We start from the raw sequence: 15645 nt of genomic DNA, 5'->3' as shown, positions 1-15645 counted from the left end.
GCAATGCCTGCACGCAAAGCCGCACCGAAAACGCTGGCGCTCGCGCCCGTCCTCGATCTCAACGAGGCAAGCGCGCTGCATGCGAAACTGATGGAACTGCGCGGCAACCCCGTCGAGGTGGATGCCTCGGCGGTGGAGCGGGTCGGTGCACTTTGCGTCCAGGTCCTGATGGCCGGGGCGAAGACCTGGGAAGAGGAAAAACTGTCCTTCAGCTTTTCGAAGATGTCGGACGCGTTCACGAAAACCACACAGCTCATCGGCGTCGATGTCGACCGTCTGATGGCCAAGGAGAATTGAAATGAAAAAGAAGGTTCTCACCGTCGACGATTCGCGCACGATCCGGAACATGCTTCTGGTCACGCTCAACAATGCCGGGTTCGAGACCATCCAGGCGGAAGATGGCATCGAGGGGCTGGAAGTCCTCGAAGATGCCAATCCGGATGTGATCGTCACCGACATCAACATGCCGCGTCTCGATGGCTTCGGCTTCATCGAAGGGGTCCGCCGCAACGAGAAGTATCGGGCCATTCCGATCCTGGTGCTGACGACGGAAAGCGACGCGGAAAAGAAGAACCGCGCCCGCCAGGCCGGCGCTACCGGCTGGATCGTCAAGCCCTTCGATCCGACGAAGCTGATCGACGCCATCGAGCGCGTCACGGCCTGACGAAGACGATGCGAGCGGAGCCCCCGCCCGCATCCTCGCCACGCAGTCGTCAAAGCACAACCCGTCAGGACGCACGCCCATGGACATGAACGAAATCAAAGAGATTTTCTTCCAGGAATGCGAGGAACAACTCGCCGAACTGGAATCCGGTCTCTTGCGGCTGAACGATGGCGACCGGGACCCCGAAACCGTCAACGCCGTGTTCCGTGCCGTCCACTCGATCAAGGGTGGCGCCGGAGCCTTCGGCCTCGACGACCTTGTCTCCTTTGCGCATGTATTTGAAACGACGCTCGACTGCGTTCGCTCCGGCAAGCTGGAACCGACGCAGGAGGTGCTGAAGGTCATGCTGAAGTCGGCCGACGTCCTGGCCGACCTGACCAACTGCGCCCGCGACGGCGGCAGTGTCGACGAGGCGCGCTCCCGACAGCTGATCCGCGAGCTGGAAGCCCTAGCGCATGGCACGCCGCTGGCGCCTGCCGCCGAAGCGCCCGCCAAGGCGCCTGCCGCAAAGGCGCCCGCTGCGAAGGCCGCCGCGCCGGCGCCTGCCGCGCCCGCAACCAACGACGAAGGCTTCGCGCCCGTCGCCTTTTCCTTCGACGATTTCGAGGGAGAGGCGGCTGCGTCGACCCTGCCGCTCTACGAAATCACCTTCAAACCGAAGGATGATCTCTATCGCAAGGGCAATGAGGCGACACTGCTTCTGCGCGACCTCGCGCGCCTCGGCGAGATGAGCATCCATTGCGACACCGACAGCCTGCCCAGCCTCGACCAGCTGAACCCGGAGAATGCCTATTTCTCCTGGAAGATCTCGCTGCGCACCGACAAGGGCGAGGATGCGATCCGTGCCGTCTTCGAATTCGCCGAATGGGATTGCGACCTCGAAGTGGTGGAAACCGCCGAGGGCGCCGACGCCGCACCTGGCGAAGACCTGCCGATGCAGCCGGTTCCCTTCGATCTCTCGGCCCTCTTCGATGAGCACGAGCACGAGCCGGCGCTTGGCGTCGTCGAGGAAGAAGAGCAGATCGCGGCCGGAGAGCGCGAAGCGGCGGTCGCCACCGCCGATGCGGCCAGCAACGTCCTGCAGATGGCAAGCGCGGCTGCCAAGACGGCGGATGCCGCCCGGTCTTCGGCAGCAAGCACGGCCAATTCCGCAGCCGGTTCGGCAGCCTCCGCCCAGCAGGCCGCCGCTGCCGGCCAGACGATCCGCGTCGATCTCGATCGCGTCGACCGCCTGATCAACCTCGTCGGCGAGCTCGTCATCAACCAGGCCATGCTCTCCCAGAGCGTGATCGAAAACGACACCAACGGTACGTCCTCGATCAATATGGGTCTCGAAGAGCTGCAGCAGCTCACCCGCGAGATCCAGGACTCGGTGATGGCCATCCGCGCCCAGCCGGTGAAGCCGGTGTTCCAGCGCATGGCCCGCACGGTGCGCGAAATCGCCGATATCACCGGCAAGTCGGTCCGCCTCGTCACCGAGGGCGAAAACACCGAAGTGGACAAGACGGTCATCGACAAGCTGGCCGAGCCGTTGACCCACATGATCCGCAACGCCGTCGACCATGGTCTGGAAATGCCGGAGAAGCGCCTCGCGCTCGGCAAGAATCCGGAAGGCACGGTGCGGCTGACCGCAAAGCATCGCTCCGGCCGCATCATCATCGAACTGGCCGACGATGGCGCCGGCATCAACCGCGAGCGCGTCCGCCAGAAGGCGATCGACAACGACCTGATCGCGGCCGATGCCAATCTGTCCGACGAGGAGATCGACAACCTGATCTTCCACGCCGGCTTCTCGACCGCCGAGAAGGTTTCGGACCTCTCCGGCCGCGGGGTCGGCATGGACGTGGTCAAGCGCTCGATCCAGGCGCTCGGCGGCCGGATCAACATCTCCTCGCGCCCCGGCCATGGCTCGGTCTTCACCATGAGCCTGCCGCTGACGCTCGCCGTCCTCGACGGCATGGTGGTGACGGTGGCCAACCAGACGCTGGTCGTGCCGCTGACGGCGATCGTCGAGACGCTGCAGCCCGACCAGGCCTCGATCCATTCCTTCGGGGCCACGCAGCGGCTCATCTCGATCCGCAACTCCTTCTGCCCGCTCGTCGATGTCGGCCGGATCCTCAACTTCCGCGCCACGCAGGCCAATCCGGTTGAAGGCGTCGCGCTCCTGGTGGAATCCGAAGGCGGCGGCCAGCGCGCGCTCATGGTCGATGCGATCCAGGGCCAGCGGCAGGTCGTGATCAAGAGCCTGGAAGCCAACTACACGCATGTGCCGGGCATTGCCGCCGCCACCATTCTCGGCGACGGCCGCGTGGCACTGATCTTGGATGTGGATGCGGTGGTCGCCGCCTCGCGCGGCCAGCCACTGCGCATGGAAATGGGTTTGGCAGCAGCGGGTTAAGCGTATGACGTTTGCGAAGACGATGATCAACGATGCTCGGGAGCTGATCGCGTTTCGGATCGGTGACCAGGAATTTTGCGTGGACATCATGTCCGTGCGGGAAATCCGCGGCTGGACGCCGGCAACACCCATGCCGCATTCGCCGTATTACATGCTCGGTGTCATCAATCTGCGGGGCGCGGTGCTGCCCATCGTGGATCTTGCGGTGCGCTTCGGAATGCGCCCGTCGGAGCCTACGGTGCGGCATGTCATCATCGTCGCGCAGGTGCGCAGCAAGGTTGTTGGACTGCTGGTCGAAGCCGTTTCCGATATTTTGACGGTTACGAACGACAATATCCAGCCAACCCCGGACATGAGTTCGGACTTTGAACGAACCTTCGCGCGCGGTGTGCTCGCGATCGACAAACGCATGATCTGCCTCATCGAATTGGATGCCGTCTTCCCCGACACCGAAAGCGAAGCCGCATGAACAGAATGGCCGCCATCGACACGAAACTGTCGCCTGACGAATGTCTGGCGAGCGGAGAATATCCGCTGACCCGGCGCGACCTCACGGAGATTGCGGCGATGATCTATGCGGATGCCGGGATCTTCCTCAACGAGAGCAAGGCCTCGCTCGTCTATTCGCGGCTGTCCAAGCATATCCGCAACCTGGGGCTGAGCGGCTTCCGGGAGTATTGCACGCTGGTCGCTTCCCCCGCAGGTGCCGCCGAACGGCGGGACATGCTGTCGCACCTGACCACCAACTTCACCCGTTTCTTCCGGGAGAACCATCATTTCGACCATCTGCGCGATACCGTGCTGCCGGGTCTGATCAGCCGGGCAAAGGCCGGCGGACGCGTGCGCATCTGGTCGGCCGCCTGTTCGGACGGCCAGGAGCCCTATTCGATCGCGCTGACGCTCCTGTCGGTGCTGCCCAATGCCGCCGACTACGACATCCGCATCCTGGCGACCGACATCGACCCGAAGATCCTGGCGATCGCCCGGGCCGGGGCTTATGACTTCAACGCACTGGAAACGGTCTCGCCGGCCATGCGCAAGCAGTATTTCTCGCAGGTCTCGATGAACGGACGCGAGAAGTGGCAGGTCGATGATCGGCTGAAGAAGCTCATCACCTTCAACGAGCTGAACCTGATGGCGCAATGGCCCTTCAAGGGTCCGTTCGACGTGATCTTCTGCCGCAACGTGGTGATCTATTTCGACGAGCCGACTCAGATGAAGATCTGGTCGCGCTTCGCCTCGATGCTCGATACGGGGGGCCACCTCTATATCGGCCATTCCGAACGGGTGTCGGGCGACGCCAAGGCGGTTTTCGACAACACCGGCATCACAACCTATCGCTACACGGGCAAACACATGGGAGGCAGGGCATGAACGCACCGGCACGTGTTCTCGTGGTGGACGATTCGGCGACCATGCGTGGCCTGATCACCGCCGTGCTCAATGCGGATCCTGCAGTCAGCGTCGTCGGCCAGGCCGCCGATGCGCTGCAGGCGCGTCAGGCGATCAAGGATCTCGATCCCGACGTCGTCACGCTCGACATCGAGATGCCGAACATGAACGGCCTCGATTTTCTGGAAAAGATCATGCGGCTGCGGCCCATGCCGGTCATCATGGTCTCAACGCTGACCCACAAGGGCGCCGAGGCCTCGGTGGCGGCGCTGGAAATCGGCGCCTTCGACTGTGTCGGCAAGCCGGCGCCGGGCGAGTTGCACCCCTTCGCCGATCTGGCGGAGAAGGTGAAGGCTGCTGCCCGCTCGCAGCGCAAATACATCCTCAGCGGCAACAAGAACGCCGCTGCGCTCGGACACGCCAATACCAATGCTCACGCAAGCCCCAGCGTCGATTATCGCGCCGGGCGCAAGATCATCGCCATCGGTTCCTCGACCGGTGGCGTCGAGGCCCTGATCACCGTCCTGCAGAAGTTTCCTGCCAATTGCCCGCCGACGGTGATCACCCAGCATATGCCGCTGAACTTCACCAAGAGCTTCGCCGAGCGGCTGAACCGCCTCTGCGCGCCGACGGTGGAGGAAGCGACAGATGGGGCCCGGCTAGAAATCGGCCGGATCTATCTGGCCCCGGGCGGCGACCGCCATCTCCAGGTCGTCAATCCGCATGCACCGGTCTGTCGGCTGGTGGATCGTGAGCCGGTGAATGGTCACCGGCCCTCGGTCGATGTTCTGTTCGATTCCGTTGCGGAGCTTGCCGGGCGCAATGCCATCGGCGTGATCCTGACGGGCATGGGACGCGACGGTGCCTCCGGCCTGCTCAAGATGCGCAAGGCCGGTGCCCGCACGTTCGGACAAAATGAAAAGACATGTGTGGTCTACGGCATGCCGCGGGTCGCCCACGAGATCGGCGCTGTAGAAACGCAATTGCCCCTCACCGCAATCGGGGAAGAAGTGTTGAAAAGCGCTGCCGCCCGAAGAGAAGGAACTGAATGATGTCGATCGCCGAGAAAATCAAAGTCCTGATCGTCGATGATCAGGTAACCAGCCGTCTTCTGCTCGGTGAAGCTCTGCAAAGCCTTGGCTTCAAGCAGATCACCGTCGCCGCGGATGGCGAGCAGGGCATGAAGATCATGGCGCAGCAGCCGCATCACCTGGTCATTTCGGACTTCAACATGCCGAAGATGGACGGGCTCGGCCTGCTGCAGGCCGTGCGCACCAATCCCAACACGAAGAAGGCCGCCTTCATCATGCTCACCGCCCAGGGCGACCGGGCGCTGGTGACCAAGGCGGCGGCGCTGGGCGCCAACAACGTGCTGGCCAAGCCGTTCACGATTGAAAAGATGAAGGCGGCGATCGAGGCCGTGTTTGGGGCGTTGAAATGATCGCTGACGCTGCGGCCAGACGTTTGCATGTCATCCAGGGCGAGTTCAAGGTCGTGACGGACCCGGACGTGGTCCTGTCGACCATCCTCGGCTCCTGCGTGGCAGCCTGCATGCGCGATCCGGTCGCAGGGGTGGGGGGGATGAACCATTTCCTCCTGCCCGGAAGCGCCGATGCGCTGGCCTCGGGCGGCGACGCGACGCGCTATGGCGTCCATCTGATGGAGCTTCTGATCAACGGTCTTCTCAAGAAGGGCGCCCGGCGCGACCGGCTTGAGGCCAAGATCTTCGGTGGCGCGAAAACCATCGCGCGCTTTTCCAATGTGGGCGAGCAGAACGCGCTCTTCGCCCGACGCTTCCTCCAGGACGAAGGCATCGCGATCGTCGGGGAAAGCACCGGGGGCGATCACGGGCGCAAGCTCGAATACTGGCCGCTGAGCGGCCGGGCCCGTCAATATGCGCTGACCGGCGTCGAGGCCCAGAAGGCCGTGGCCCAGGAAAGCCGTCCGGCGCCCGCGCCGAAACCGGTCGATCATTCGATCGAGTTCTTCTAAGGGCGGTCGGTCGCGGGGAGCGATCGAACCGAGCCATCTCAGTCGGATGGTGTGGCCAGAACAGACAAAACAGGGGCAGCCGCACCGCGGCGAAAGAGGGACACAGATGCTGAACGAGAAGAAAGCGGTCGGCCACGGCCTCGAGGAAGCATTGCCTGATGTCATGATGCGCGTGGTGAGCGAACTCCACGACGTCGCCTACCTGATCGAGCGGATCGAGCCCATGCTCAATGCGCTGGGCGAAGGCGCGATCGCCAACAGCGCCGACCACGTGAAGGTTCTCCAGGGCATCGACCTGGCCGTGCAGAAAACGCGTGGCCTGGCGGAGTTCATCGATACGGTGACGGCCGCGATCCCGCAATCCTGGCTGGTCGACGTCTCGACCGCGCTCAACCTCGTCAAGCTCGCGGATATGCAGCGCTCGCTGGCGAGCGGGCTTCGCCATGGCCATTCTCAGCCGTTGACGGAAGAGGCCGGAGATTTCGAGGCTTTCTAGCCGGTTGAACAGTGCCGGATCGACACTGCAAGAACGCCGCAGGCCCTCGGGCAAGCGGCTTTTTTGATGTCCGTACTCCAGGAGCGGCAGCCGGAACACCTCAGGTTGACGAGCCGGACAAAGGTCACGCTCGCGCAAGCTTCGCCACCTAGCTTGGCGACGGGTTCGGTGGATTCGTGCCGACATCGGACAGGGCATCAGGCCTTGTCCGCGGCGGGAAGAACCCTTCGTTTTGGACGGCGCATGACCCTTGTGCGGCAATCTTGCCGGATGAGGCGCGCTAACGGGTGCGGACAGAATGACTCTGTTGGATCAACTCTCTTCAGTTGCCAAGAACCTCAAGAGCCTGGGGCAGGGCAAGCTCATCGCCCTGGCCAGCGCGGGACTGGTCGCGGTCGGACTGGTCTTGGCCGCCGGGCTTTATGTCAACAAGCCAGCCTATGAGACCCTTTATGTCGGTCTCGAAAGCGCCGATCTGAACCAGATCAGCATCGCGCTCGCCGAAGCCAATATCGATTTCGAAGTGGGTGCGGACGGCACCAGTGTCCAGGTTCCGGTCGGCACCACCGGCAAGGCGCGCCTTTATCTCGCGGAGCGAGGTCTGCCGAACAGCGCCAATGCCGGTTACGAGCTGTTCGACAATGTCGGCTCGCTCGGCCTCACCTCCTTCATGCAGGAAGTCACCCGCGTCCGGGCGCTGGAGGGCGAGATCGCCCGCACCATCCAGCAGATTTCCGGCATTTCCGCCGCCCGCGTCCATATCGTCATGGCCGATCGCGGCAGCTTCCGCAAAACCGAGCAGAAGCCGACCGCCTCCGTCATGATCCGCGCCTCGGCGCAGCTCGGCCGCCAGGCCGCCGCCTCGATCCGCCATCTGGTCGCCTCCTCGGTTCCGGGCCTCTCGCTCGACGACGTGACCATCCTCGATTCGGCCGGCCAGCTTCTCGCCTCCGGCGAAGACCCGCAGAACGGGGCGCTCAACCAGTCGCTCGGCATCGTCCAGTCGGTCCAGTCGGAGATCGAGAACAACATCGACAAGGCGCTGGCACCCTTCCTCGGCATGGACAATTTCCGCGCCAGCGTCACCGCCCAGCTCAACACGGACAGCCAGCAGGTCCAGGAAACGATCTTCGATCCGGAATCGCGCGTTGAACGCTCGACGCGGGTGACGAAGGAGCAGCAGAAGTCGAGCCAGCAGCAGGCCGACAACGCCGCGACCGTGCAGCAGAACGTGCCGCAGGCCGCGCCCCGCGGCGGCGCAGGCCCGCAGTCGAGCGACCAGGCGGACAAGAAGGAAGAGCAGACCAACTACGAGATCAACCAGAAGACGGTTGCCACGACCAAGAACAGCTACAAGGTCGAGAAGCTGTCCGTCGCCGTCGTCGTCAACCGTGGCCGGATTGCGGCCATGGTCGGCGAGGGTGCCGACCAGGCCAAGATCGACGCCTATATCGCCGACATGCAGAAGATCGTCGCCTCCGCCGTCGGCATCGATCCGGCCCGCGGCGATGTGATCACGCTCACCGCCATGGATTTCGTCAATGCCCAGCTGCTCGACGAGCCGGTGGCCGGCCCGACGATCATGGAGACGCTGACCCGCAACCTCGGCGGCATCATCAACGCACTCGCCTTCGTCCTGGTCGCGGTGGTGGTGGTCTGGATGGGCCTGCGTCCGCTCGCCCGCTCCATGGGTTTCGGCGGCCCGGGGACCCTGGCCGAAGCCGAACCGGCAGGCCTCGAGCTTCCCGACTTCTCGCCGGCTCCGGCCGCTGCAGGCGGCGGGGCAGCGCTCATGGAAGGCTTCGGCTCGGATTTCGGTTTCGACAGCACCGACGACCTGCTGAGCCTCGGCGACGAGTCGAGCGGCGAGTTCAATCGCCGCGTCAAGGAAGGCCCGGAGCGCCGCTTGGCCCGCATGGTGGAAATCAGCGAAGAACGCGCCGCCAAGATCCTGCGCAAATGGGTGGCCGAACGGGCCGCCTGATCCTCCCAAGGACCCCCCTCGATCCCGCCTCGCACAGGCGGGATTTTTTTTGCCTTGCGACAACCGCTTTGTGAGCCGGCGCTCAATCACCTGGGGGCGGAGGACAAGGCTCAAAGCATCGGGCGCCCACGCGTCAGACATAGCCGGCACACGGCGGAATCGCGGCGTTAACCTTTCAGTCATATTTTTATGTGGAAGAGCGCGGTTTCTTAAAAGCCTGCCACAATGACTCTCGGCCTCCATGTACATCCGAGGCGATCTCATGTTAAAATCTGTAGATATACGATTAACGACCTGAAGAAGATACATGGAAGGGCGAAGCGTTACATAAGATGCAAATCTGCAACAGGAAGAATTCGAAATTTCTTAAGCAGAACAGAGCGGAACATCCGAACGATCCGACAGGCCATAAAAGCGCTTTGACGACTGCAAGTTTAAAGTTCATTGAATAAGAAGTCATACATATAATCGGAGGTATCGGCTTTTTTAATGAGTGAAAACAGTGCGTTGAGATATTTCTCAATGTGCCGCAAATCACCGGAAAGTCCCGTCAAGCGGTTTTGTCCGAATCAATCCAACCCAAAATGGAAAAGTAAATCCCGACAAGACGGCAGTAGTCTTTTGTCCACGTCTCTGTATAGTTTTAGACAGTGATTCGAGAGTGAGTCGCGTGATCCAAGGGAGGCGGAACCCGAGGACACGCTGCCGAAGCAGGCATGCAAGCGCGACACGATCGACGGATCCAACACGGGGACATCATCATGAACGCTCTACATGTGGAGATCGCGGCACGGCCTACTCCGGCCATGCCGATGCACGGTCATAGCCCGGCCGCGGCCAAGCGCCATCTTCTTGCCCGGTTGGCGGACTGCGCGGAGCGCGGCAACCTCAACCGCGCCCTGGCAGTTCTGACCGACTATGTCGGCGCCAGCCATTATCTTCTCGCCCGTTACGACCTGTCGCAGGATACCGGTCTCGATTTCGTTCTGTGTTCGGATTGGCCCTTCGATGCCGTCAAGCGGCTCGGGCAGATCCTCAACGGGCTTCATACGAAGTCGAGCGAACAGGAGAAATGCCTGTCGCTGCTGCAGCCCGCTTTCCTGACCCTGCCTGACGACGTGTCGCTCGGCCATGGTCTCAGCCGCGACTATTGCGCGGTTACCTTCTGTGTCGGTCGCGAGCGCTTTTCGCTCATGCTCCTCTTCCCGCAGGATGTCATCCTGTCGCGCGAGTGCCTGCGCGAGATCGGGCTGCTCACCGGCTATTTCGCAAGCTTCGCCAGCCAGAAGGTCATGCGGGCCGATCGCGATTTCGACCTGACCGAGCGCGAGCTCGAATGCCTCTACTGGATTGCCGAGGGCAAGACGAGCGAGGAGATTGCGCTGATCCTCGGCATCTCGCGCAACACCATCAACAACTACATCACCAGCGTGATGCGCAAGACGGCGACGAAGACGCGGTCCGAGGCGATCGCCTACGCTGTCCGCAACAACCTCGTCTAAGGAGCGTCGGCATGGCGGTCTATGTGACGGGAGGGCGGGGGAGCCAGAGCAAGGCGATGCGGGCGGCAACGCTGATCACGCGGCTGCAGACGATGCAGCGTGATATCGACGCCTCGCGTTTCGCCGTCTTCCGCCTGAACGGCAATGGACTGCCGGCCGCACGCAAGCTGACCTGCGTCCTCGACAATTGGGGCACGGAAGCCGAAATGATGGCGCACGAGCTCGTGCGGGCCTATGGCGACGAGCTGAAACTGCATCTCGACGATTCCCTGCTGCCGCTCTTGTGGAACGGCAGCGGAGAGGGGCAGACGGCCGATACGGTGGATTTCGAGCGCTTCGTCCGGCGCGTGAAGGGCCGGCAACTGCCCTTTGCCGGCATTGCCTTTCCCGTGCGTCTCGGCGCGCAGGGCAATGGCTATGTGATCTTCATGGCCGACGTGCTCGATCTCGCCAGCGAAACCATCCTCGACCTGCACGGCCGCGCCTGCCATGTCATGACCGATCTGCTGGCCTCCGACGAGCGTCGCCTGCAACCCTCGGAAGCGTTGAGCGAGCGGGAGCTCGGCTGCCTGCAGATGGCAGGGGACGGGATGATCAGCGAAGAGATCGCCGAGAAGATGGGGCTCTCCGTCCACACGGTCAACGCCTATCTCGGCGCTGCCACCACCAAGCTCGATTCCGTGAATCGCATCCAGGCGATCGCCAAGGCCCTGCGACTCGGTTACATCCGCTAGATCGTCGTCCACGGACGCCCGACAGGGGCGGGCAGGGCGCTTCCGCGATGAGGGAGGCGCCCCGTTGCGCTCAGCTGGCGAGCGCTGTCGGGTAGGATTTGAGGAATTTCGCCGCTTCGAGGCTCTGGGCCAGGAAGGCGGTGTTTTCCTCTGGATCGCTCGAAGGACTCTTGAACGCGATATGGTTGATTTCGAGGCCGGCGGCGTCGTTCTTCAGCGCCAGCTGGGCATAGACCGTCACGCCTTCCGGTTTCAGCTCGAGATCGAGCGTCACTTCCGGCTCGGTACCCCAGTCGCAGCGGTAATTGCCGCCAATGCCGAAATTGACCGTGCCTGGCTGGAAATAGAGTTCGGCGGCCGAGGAGACGAGATCGGCGATGCTGGCGTGCGATTCGAACCGCAGGAGGGCGATGAAATCGGCCGCATCGATCAGCCGGAGTTCAGTGGCAACCGGGCGGATGGCCTCGGCAACGATTTTCTCACGCTGTTCGGAATAGCGGCACTTTTTCATGGGGCTCAGTTCGTCCGTCTCGAGTTCGCGTTCGCAGCGTAGATCCGGTGGATCAGTTCCGCCACGGCCTTGTAGAACACCGGCGGAATGACACTATCCACCGAGACTTGCGCAAACATTGAGCGCGCCAGCGGCGGATCTTCGAAAACGGGGATGTTGTTTTCCTCGGCGATGGCGCGGATTTTCAGCGCAACAAGGTCCTGGCCCTTGGCAACCACGACCGGCGCATCGCCTTCCTCGCGCACATAGCGCAGCGCAACGGCGAAATGGGTCGGGTTGGCGATGACGAGCGTCGCGCGCGGCACGGCGGTGATCATGCGCCGGCGGGCGCGGTCGCGGGCGATCGAGCGCAGGCGCGCCTTGACGATCGGATCGCCCTGCATCTGCTTCATCTCTTCCTTCACCTCCTCCTTGGTCATGCGCAGCTCGCTGTACCAATGGTGGCGGGTCCAGAAATAATCGGCGATGGCCAGCACGCCGGTGCACAGGATGATGACGACCATGATCTGGTTCAGGTCGTCGCCGATTCGCGTGAAGAGCGTCGAGGGGTCGGAGAACATCGCCTCCAGCGTGCCGTAATAATCGTTCCACAGCACGAGCACGACGATGGTCGAGATGATGGCGATCTTGAAGAAGGCCTTGGCGAATTCGATCAGGCCGGGAACGCTGTAGATGCGGGAAAAGCCGGCAACCGGGCTGATCCGCTCCATCTTGGGCGCGATCCGGTCGAGCACCACGCGCGGCATGTTCTGCAGGATCGAGGAGGAAACGCCGAAGACGATCAGAAGCACGAAAAGCGGGATTAGCAGGCCGCCCGCTTTCCAGAAGAAATGGGTGATCAGCGCCACCACGTCATTGGCATTGGTCAGCTGCCAGGCATCCGGCTGCTCGAAAACATCCTTCAGGGCCTCCACGAAGGTCGAAAGCCCGCCAGGCAGGAAGAAGACCACGAAGATGTAGACGGCGAGCGCAGAGGCGAAGAGCGGGATCTCGCGCGAGACCGGGACATTGCCCTTCTCCAGCGCATCGGAGATGCGCTTGTCGGTCGGGCTCTCTGTTTTGCTTTCCTTGTCGTCGTCCGCCATGCCGCACCCCCGCTGCCCGGATGGCTGGTCGCGCGAAAACGCGCATCAGGCCGGGCGGGCCCGTTGTGAGCCTGTCCGGCCTGTCATGCAAGGGGAGGGGCGGCGTAGAACGCCGAACGATCAGGCCGCGACGGCGTCCTTTTCCTTCAGCTCGATCTGGCCGGCGGCGGAAAGGCGGATCGCTTCCTGCGTGACCGAGCGGCGCGCCACCGCGATGTCGCGCGGGTTGATGCCGGCATCGCCCGAAGCGAGATCCGATTCGATCATGCGGCGCTGGCGCGCGCCGATCGACGCGAGCACGCATTCGCGCAGATCCATGCCTGCGCCGCGCAGCGCCATGGTGATGATGTCGCCCGAGACCTCGTTGAACAGCGTGACGCGGCTGCGCTGCGGCATCTGCAGGATATCGTCGAAAAGGAAGATCTTCGGACGCACCTTCTTGACCGATTCGGCGTTGAGGGATGCGAGCGAGGCGAGCAGATCGTCGACCTGCGTCTTCTCCATCTCGTTCATCACCTCCGCCGCCTTGATCGAGCCGGTCGAGTTGCGCTCTTCGTGCATGGCGCGCAGCAGCTCCATCACGCGGGTCTCGATGATGGCGGCAGCCTTGGGGCTGACGTTCTTCATATTGACTGTGCGGTTGATGATGTCGGCGCGACCCTCTTCCGGCAGTTGCAGCAGCACCTTGGCACCGAAGCTCGACGGCATCATCGACAGGACATAGGCGATGGTCTGATGGTGTTCGCTGCCCAGGTGCCGCGCGACGAAAACCGGGTCGCTGTCCTGCAGCTGTTCCCAGATGCTCGATTCATAGGCCTGGAAGGCGGTGCGGCGTCCGAGCAGGCCGTCCACCTCGTCGGGCGTCAGGCCTTCTTCCAGGATCGCCTCGATCGCCTTGGCGTTGTCCATGAGGCCGGCGCCTTCGGTGAAGAGATCCTCGAACTCGTTGACGAGGACTTCCAGCTCCTGCGGGGGAATGGAGCGCAAGTTCTGTGCCGAGGCGATGATGCCCTGCAGCTCGCTCTGCGTGAAGAATTTGAGCAGTTTGCCCGCGATCGGCTTGCCCATGGCAAGCAGAACGGCCGCCGCCTTGTCCGTCTGGCTGAGCGGACGGGTGGGGGCCTGGGCCTGAAAATCGTCGAAATCCATCATGGATCGTTCCTTTTAGGCCCTGACCGGGTCCCGTCTGTCGTCGAAGGCGCGCGACGGCGCGCCTATTTCTTGCCGCCGATCACCTCGATCAGCTTTACGCCGAAGCGCGTATCGTCGTTTTCGAGCACCGTGATCTCGCCGCGTCCGATGATGCGGCCGTTGACCATGATCTCGACCGGCTCGCCGATCCGGCGATCGAGCCCGATCGTGGCACCCTCGGTGAGGTTCATGAGGCTCGCGACCTGCATCTTGCTCGAACCGAGGATGATCTGGACCTCGATCGGAATGTCCATGATCAGGTCGAGATTGCTCTCGAGCGCCGAGCCGGCCGGCTTGGTGGCGGACGGCATGTCGAAGCCGCCGGCGTTCAGGTCGCTGTCGCCGAAGTCGCTGCCGCCGAAGCTCGCGCCGCCGAAATCGCTGCCGGTGCTGGCACTGCCGCCGAAATCGCTGCCGCCGCCGAAGCTGTCGGCATCGAAGCTCGTTTCTTCCGCAGCCGCCGTGCCGAAGCTGCCGGCAAAGGGATTGTCGCTGTCGAGATCCGCGCCGAAGGAGGCGGAAAAATCGGAGGCGGGGCTTTCCGCGCCGAAGCTCGCATCGAAGCCCGCGTCGGGAACGCCGCCCTCGGCATCGGTTTTCAGGACGCCGCGCAGATCGTCGATCGCCTTGTCGAGCTCGTCGTCGCCGCCAAGGCCTGCCATCAGTGTGTCGTCGGTGGGTGCTGTTTTCGGTGCCATGTCCGGATTATTCCAATTGAAGCTTGCCCCAAGCCTGTCCGCGCTGGCGTGCCGCGCCTCAGCTCATGAGGTGGTGGAGGATGTCCTGTTCGGATCCGTGCGTATCGGCGATACGCACGGTGTAGCGGGCACCGGAGCGCCCGAATTCGCAGACGTAGAGATCGCGGCCATTCGCATTGACCTCGACCCGCACGTCCTTTGCATCATGAAACGGAATGATGTCGCCGGCCTGCAGGCGGCTGACCTGGCCGAGCGTCAGGTTCTCCAGGCGAATCCGCGCCTGAAGCTCCACCATGGACCGGCGCACTTGCTCTTCGATCTTGTCCTGGAAGGCGGACTTGTTCCGCCGCGCCTGGTTCATGCCCTGCGGGAAGACGATGCTGGTCTTGAGCAGCACCTGCTGCGGAATGACGATTGCGAAGGTAGAGAGAACCGGCCCGATGCCCATCGTGATCGTGACGCACGCGGCATAGAGGGTCGGCTCGTCCGGGCTCGGAGCCGGATGCTTGTCGGCGTTGCAGGGCTTGCCCACGAGCGGCTCGAAACCGCCCTCGGCATTGACCGCGCTCTTCAGGACATTGGCGATCTTCTCCACCATCAGCGCCGCCACCTCGAGCTCGATGGCCGAGAGGTTGCGGGGTGGACTTTCCTCGACCGCCTCCGGCTCCGCGCCGAGCAGCATTTCGGTGAGCGCGATGATGGCGGGGCTGTCGCAGCTGATGGTGAAGTCGCACCAGTTGCGCAGCGTACAGTCGCTCAAGGCCACGCCGTCGCCGAGCTTGCGCAACAGCGCGGTCTTCTCGCCGCTCTCGAAGCCGGCATAAGCGATCGCGATGTCGAGACCGGTTTCCGATTTGAGCACGTCGGGCAGGAACTCCCCGAAGACCTGGCCGAGCTCGGCGCAAATCTTGCCGAGCGTCTGCGGATCGCCGAGCGCGCCGGTCATTCGCGCAAGCAGCCGCTTGTCGAAGGTGTAGATGTTGGTGTTCGCCGTCATG

At 63.0% G+C, this 15645-nt stretch carries 17 protein-coding genes; 12 read left to right on the top strand and 5 right to left on the bottom strand.

The window, feature by feature from the left end:
- Window positions 1–3: 3 nt before the first annotated feature.
- From U8330_RS15225 to visR, 12 genes are all read left to right on the top strand, one after another.
- Window positions 4–297 carry an STAS domain-containing protein gene (locus tag U8330_RS15225; protein WP_323106099.1) on the top strand — a complete coding sequence of 98 codons (294 nt, stop codon included), beginning with the start codon at window positions 4–6 and terminating at the stop codon, window positions 295–297.
- 1 nt (window position 298) lies between these two features.
- A complete protein-coding gene (gene cheY1, locus U8330_RS15220) occupies window positions 299–664 on the top strand; it encodes a chemotaxis response regulator CheY1 (protein WP_264220499.1) in 366 nt (121 codons plus the stop codon).
- A 79-nt stretch (window positions 665–743) separates the two neighbouring features.
- Window positions 744–3062, top strand: coding sequence for a chemotaxis protein CheA (locus U8330_RS15215; protein ID WP_323106098.1), 2319 nt, complete (start codon window positions 744–746; stop codon window positions 3060–3062).
- Window positions 3063–3066: 4 nt separating this feature from the next.
- A complete protein-coding gene (locus tag U8330_RS15210; protein WP_323106097.1) occupies window positions 3067–3531 on the top strand; it encodes a chemotaxis protein CheW in 465 nt (154 codons plus the stop codon).
- Window positions 3528–4436, top strand: a complete 909-nt coding sequence (gene cheR / locus U8330_RS15205; protein WP_416236863.1) for a protein-glutamate O-methyltransferase CheR — start codon at window positions 3528–3530, stop codon at window positions 4434–4436. Before U8330_RS15210 ends, cheR begins: the two co-directional genes overlap by 4 nt.
- Entirely contained in the window at window positions 4433–5506 is a 1074-nt protein-coding gene (locus tag U8330_RS15200) for a chemotaxis response regulator protein-glutamate methylesterase (protein ID WP_323106096.1), read from the top strand. Before cheR ends, U8330_RS15200 begins: the two co-directional genes overlap by 4 nt.
- Window positions 5506–5895: a response regulator gene (locus U8330_RS15195; protein WP_323107311.1), complete on the top strand. Its 390-nt coding sequence runs from the start codon at window positions 5506–5508 to the stop codon at window positions 5893–5895. The genes U8330_RS15200 and U8330_RS15195 overlap by 1 nt, the downstream gene beginning before the upstream one ends.
- Window positions 5892–6446 (top strand): chemoreceptor glutamine deamidase CheD, encoded by a 555-nt coding sequence (cheD, locus tag U8330_RS15190; RefSeq protein ID WP_323106095.1) that lies wholly within the window; start codon window positions 5892–5894, stop codon window positions 6444–6446. Before U8330_RS15195 ends, cheD begins: the two co-directional genes overlap by 4 nt.
- A 106-nt stretch (window positions 6447–6552) precedes the next feature.
- Window positions 6553–6942, top strand: coding sequence for a chemotaxis protein CheT (gene cheT, locus U8330_RS15185; protein WP_323106094.1), 390 nt, complete (start codon window positions 6553–6555; stop codon window positions 6940–6942).
- A gap of 298 nt (window positions 6943–7240) precedes the next feature.
- The gene (gene fliF, locus U8330_RS15180) at window positions 7241–8926 is read left to right on the top strand and encodes a flagellar basal-body MS-ring/collar protein FliF (RefSeq protein WP_323106093.1); all 1686 of its coding nucleotides are present in this window, start codon (window positions 7241–7243) and stop codon (window positions 8924–8926) included.
- A 761-nt stretch (window positions 8927–9687) separates the two neighbouring features.
- Window positions 9688–10428 carry a transcriptional regulator VisN gene (gene visN / locus U8330_RS15175; protein WP_416236862.1) on the top strand — a complete coding sequence of 247 codons (741 nt, stop codon included), beginning with the start codon at window positions 9688–9690 and terminating at the stop codon, window positions 10426–10428.
- A gap of 11 nt (window positions 10429–10439) precedes the next feature.
- A complete protein-coding gene (gene visR, locus U8330_RS15170; protein WP_323106092.1) occupies window positions 10440–11162 on the top strand; it encodes a transcriptional regulator VisR in 723 nt (240 codons plus the stop codon).
- Between the two features lie 70 nt (window positions 11163–11232).
- Here the strand turns inward: visR and U8330_RS15165 are convergent, their stop codons facing one another.
- The 5 genes from U8330_RS15165 to U8330_RS15145 form a co-directional block, all read right to left on the bottom strand.
- A complete protein-coding gene (locus tag U8330_RS15165) occupies window positions 11233–11673 on the bottom strand; it encodes a hypothetical protein (protein WP_323106091.1) in 441 nt (146 codons plus the stop codon).
- Between the two features lie 5 nt (window positions 11674–11678).
- The gene (gene flhB, locus U8330_RS15160; RefSeq protein WP_323106090.1) at window positions 11679–12758 is read right to left on the bottom strand and encodes a flagellar biosynthesis protein FlhB; all 1080 of its coding nucleotides are present in this window, start codon (window positions 12756–12758) and stop codon (window positions 11679–11681) included.
- A 120-nt stretch (window positions 12759–12878) separates the two neighbouring features.
- On the bottom strand, window positions 12879–13910 hold the full coding sequence (fliG, locus tag U8330_RS15155; protein ID WP_323106089.1) for a flagellar motor switch protein FliG: 1032 nt from the start codon (window positions 13908–13910) through the stop codon (window positions 12879–12881).
- Window positions 13911–13972: 62 nt separating this feature from the next.
- Window positions 13973–14647 (bottom strand): flagellar motor switch protein FliN, encoded by a 675-nt coding sequence (fliN, locus tag U8330_RS15150; protein WP_323106088.1) that lies wholly within the window; start codon window positions 14645–14647, stop codon window positions 13973–13975.
- A 58-nt stretch (window positions 14648–14705) separates the two neighbouring features.
- Window positions 14706–15644 carry a FliM/FliN family flagellar motor switch protein gene (locus tag U8330_RS15145; protein WP_323106087.1) on the bottom strand — a complete coding sequence of 313 codons (939 nt, stop codon included), beginning with the start codon at window positions 15642–15644 and terminating at the stop codon, window positions 14706–14708.
- Window position 15645: the final 1 nt, after the last annotated feature.

The organism is Rhizobium sp. CC-YZS058, assembly GCF_034720595.1.
Taxonomy (GTDB): domain Bacteria; phylum Pseudomonadota; class Alphaproteobacteria; order Rhizobiales; family Rhizobiaceae; genus Ferranicluibacter.
Note: the sequence above shows the minus strand (reverse complement) of the source record. Positions and strands in the feature narration are given on the sequence as shown.